Here is a 3,327-nt window from a genome sequence, read left to right on the forward strand (position 1 = left end):
GCGAAGCCGAAGGCCAGGCAGAGCATCCCGCCCACCGCGTCCAGCCAGAAGTGGTTGGCCGTGGCCACGATCACCAGCAGGGTGGCCGCCGGGTACAGCAGCCCCAGCACCCGCGCCCACGGCACCGAGGCCAGCGCGAAGACCGTCAGCCCGCACCACAGCGACCAGCCGATGTGCATCGACGGCATCGCCGCGTACTGGTTCGACATGTGCTTGAGGTCGCCGGAGGCCATCGAGCCCCAGGTGTGGTGCACCGTCACGGTGTCCACGAAGTGCCCGCCGCGCATCAGCCGGGGCGGCGCGAGCGGGAACAGGTAGTAGCCGACCAGGGCCACGCCGGTGGTCGCGAACAGCACCGTGCGGGTGGCCGCGTACCGGCCGGGGTGCCACCGGTACACCCACACCAGCACACCGATCGTCACGGCGAAGTGCAGGGTCGCGTAGTAGTAGTTCATCCCCACGATGAGCCAGGACACCGAGTTCACGGCGTGGTTGACGGACTGTTCGACGGAGATGCCGAGCGTGTGCTCGGCGCGCCAGATCCAGTCCGCGTTGCGCAGGGCCTCCGCGCGCTGCTCCGGCACCGCGTTGCGGATCAGCGAGTACAGCCAGTAACTCACCGCGATCAGAAGGATCTCGAACCACAGCCGGGGCCGCCGCGGACGGCGCAGGCGGCCGAGCGGACCGGGTCGGTCCGCGCCCGTGACGGTCCGCGGAACGGCCGGCTGCTCGCGCCCCTCCGGCCCTGTCACCGTGGAGTCACTCATAGGCACAGAGTCTGCCAGACGCGGCTCGCCCGCCCGCTCATCCCGAGGTCGGGTCCGCGGTGCTCCTCCTACGACGCACGGAGGACGTGCGGGGCCGAGGCGGTGGAACCGCGCACCACCAGTTCCGGCATGAACACGAACTCGCTGTGCGGTGCCGGGGTCCCGCCTATCTCCTCCAGCAGGGTGCGTACGGCGGCCTGGCCCATGGCCGGGACCGGCTTGCGGACCGTGGTCAGCGGCGGATCGGTGAAGGCGATCAGCGGCGAGTCGTCGAACCCGACCACGGACACGTCCCGGGGGACCTCCAGGCCCCGCTGCCGGGCCGCCCGTATCGCGCCGAGGGCCATCATGTCGCTGGCGCAGACCACGGCCGTGCAGTCCCGGTCGATGAGTGCCGACGCGGCCGCCTGGCCGCCCTCCAGCGTGTACAGCGAGTGCTGCACCAGCTCCGTCTCGACGGTCTGCGCGGGCAGGCCGAGCTGGTCGTGCACCGCCCGGACGAAGCCCTCGATCTTGCGCTGCACCGGCACGAACCGCTTCGGCCCGAGCGCCAGCCCGATCCGGGTGTGCCCCAGCGACGCCAGGTGGGTCACCGCGAGCGCCATCGCCGCCCGGTCGTCGGGGGAGATGAACGGCGCCTGGACCTTCGGCGAGAAGCCGTCCACCAGCACGAAGGGCACGCCCTGGGCGCGCAGCCGCTCGTAGCGCTGCATGTCGGCGGTGGTGTCCGCGTGCAGCCCGGAGACGTAGATGATGCCGGCGACCCCGCGGTCCACCAGCATCTCGGTCAGCTCGTCCTCCGTCGACCCGCCCGGGGTCTGCGTGGCGAGCACGGGAGTGTAGCCCTGGCGGGTCAGCGCCTGGCCGATGACCTGGGCCAGGGCCGGGAATATCGGGTTCTCCAGCTCCGGCGTGATCAGCCCCACCAGGCCCTCGCTGCGCTGCCGCAGCCGTACCGGGCGCTCGTAGCCGAGCACGTCCAGCGCGGCGAGCACGGACTGGCGGGTGGTGGCGGCGACGCCAGGCTTCCCGTTGAGGACCCGGCTGACGGTCGCTTCGCTCACCCCCGCCTGCGCAGCGATGTCGGCAAGCCGTGTGGTCACGCCACTGGACTGTACCCGTCGTATCTGACCTTGCACACCGGCCGGACGCCGGGCGCGGGCGGGCGCACGTCCTGCCGTGGGTTGCTGCGTCATCGCGCTCCCTCGGGATTGTCGGTGGCAAGAGCTTGCAAGTCTTGCACACGTGCCGCCCACACCGCTCAGCTCCGGCACGACCAGGTTGCGTCCCGGTCGCCGGGCGGTCACGGCGGGGTAACCATCGTGTCCCCTTGCACTTTTTTTCTGCAAGGTCTTTCGCAACGCTTACACGGCTGTTACGTTCCCACTCGCCCGGCGGCCTCCTCCACGCTCGACTTCGCTCGCGCGGGGGGACCCCCATCGGCGCAGTGGCAACACTCGGGCTTAACCCTCAAGGAGAACTCATGCGGCGTGGCATAGCGGCCTCCGCGCTGGTGGCGTCCCTCGCCCTCACGGCGACGGCGTGCGGCGGGAGCGACAGCGACAGCGGAAAGTCGGACGGCCCGGTCACCATCACCTGGTGGGACACCTCCAACGCCACCAATGAGGCGCCGACGTACAAGACCCTGGTGCAGCAGTTCGAGGCCGCCCACAAGAACATCAAGGTCAAGTACGTCAACGTGCCCTTCGACCAGGCGCAGAACAAGTTCGACACCGCGGCCGGCGCCACCGGTGCCCCGGACGTGCTGCGCTCGGAGGTCGGCTGGACCCCGGCCTTCGCCAAGAAGGGCTTCTTCCTGCCGCTGGACGGTACCGACGCCCTCGCCGAGCAGGGCAAGTTCCAGCCGAACCTGATCAAGCAGGCCCAGTACGAGGGCAAGACCTACGGCGTGCCGTTCGTCACCGACACCCTCGCGCTGGTCTACAACAAGGCCCTGTTCAAGAAGGCCGGCATCACCGAGGCCCCCAAGACCTGGGACGAGCTGAAGGCCGACGCCGCCAAGATCAAGGGCAAGGCCGGGGTCGACGGCTACTGGGGCTCCACCCAGGCCTACTACGCCCAGACCTTCCTCTACGGCGAGGGCACCGACACCGTCGACGTCGCCGCCAAGAAGATCACCGTGAACTCGGCCGCCGCGAAGAAGGCCTACGGCACCTGGCTGAGCCTGTTCTCCGGCAAGGGCCTGCACAAGGCCGACGCGACCGCCGACGCCTACGCCCACATCCAGGACGCGTTCGTCAACGGCAAGGTCGCCGCGATCATCCAGGGCCCGTGGGAGATCACGAACTTCTACAAGGGCAGCGCCTTCAAGGACAAGACGAACCTCGGCATCGCCACCGTCCCGGCCGGCTCCGCCGGCAAGGCGGGCGCCCCGACAGGCGGCCACAACCTCTCGGTCTACGCCGGCTCCGACAAGGCCCACCAGCAGGCGGCCCTGAAGTTCGTGCAGTTCATGACCTCGGCGCAGGCCCAGGAGACCATCGCGCTGAAGAACTCCACCCTGCCCACCCGGTCCGACGCCTACACCGGCAAGGTCAAG

At 69.9% G+C, this 3,327-nt stretch carries 3 protein-coding genes; 1 reads left to right on the top strand and 2 read right to left on the bottom strand.

Going from position 1 to position 3,327, the window contains the following annotated elements; translation table 11 throughout:
- Both IE312_RS29235 and IE312_RS29240 read right to left on the bottom strand, forming a co-directional pair.
- On the bottom strand, positions 1-767 hold a 767-nt coding region (locus IE312_RS29235; RefSeq protein WP_229900559.1), incomplete at its 3' end, for a phosphatase PAP2 family protein.
- Positions 768-835: 68 nt separating this feature from the next.
- Positions 836-1,870, bottom strand: a complete 1,035-nt coding sequence (locus IE312_RS29240) for a LacI family DNA-binding transcriptional regulator (RefSeq protein ID WP_268254365.1) — start codon at positions 1,868-1,870, stop codon at positions 836-838.
- A gap of 380 nt (positions 1,871-2,250) precedes the next feature.
- Here IE312_RS29240 and IE312_RS29245 point away from each other — a divergent pair.
- Positions 2,251-3,327: extracellular solute-binding protein (locus tag IE312_RS29245; RefSeq protein WP_229900560.1), on the top strand; the 1,077-nt coding region annotated here is incomplete at its 3' end.

The organism is Streptomyces capoamus (genome assembly GCF_014654935.1).
Taxonomy (GTDB): domain Bacteria; phylum Actinomycetota; class Actinomycetes; order Streptomycetales; family Streptomycetaceae; genus Streptomyces; species Streptomyces capoamus.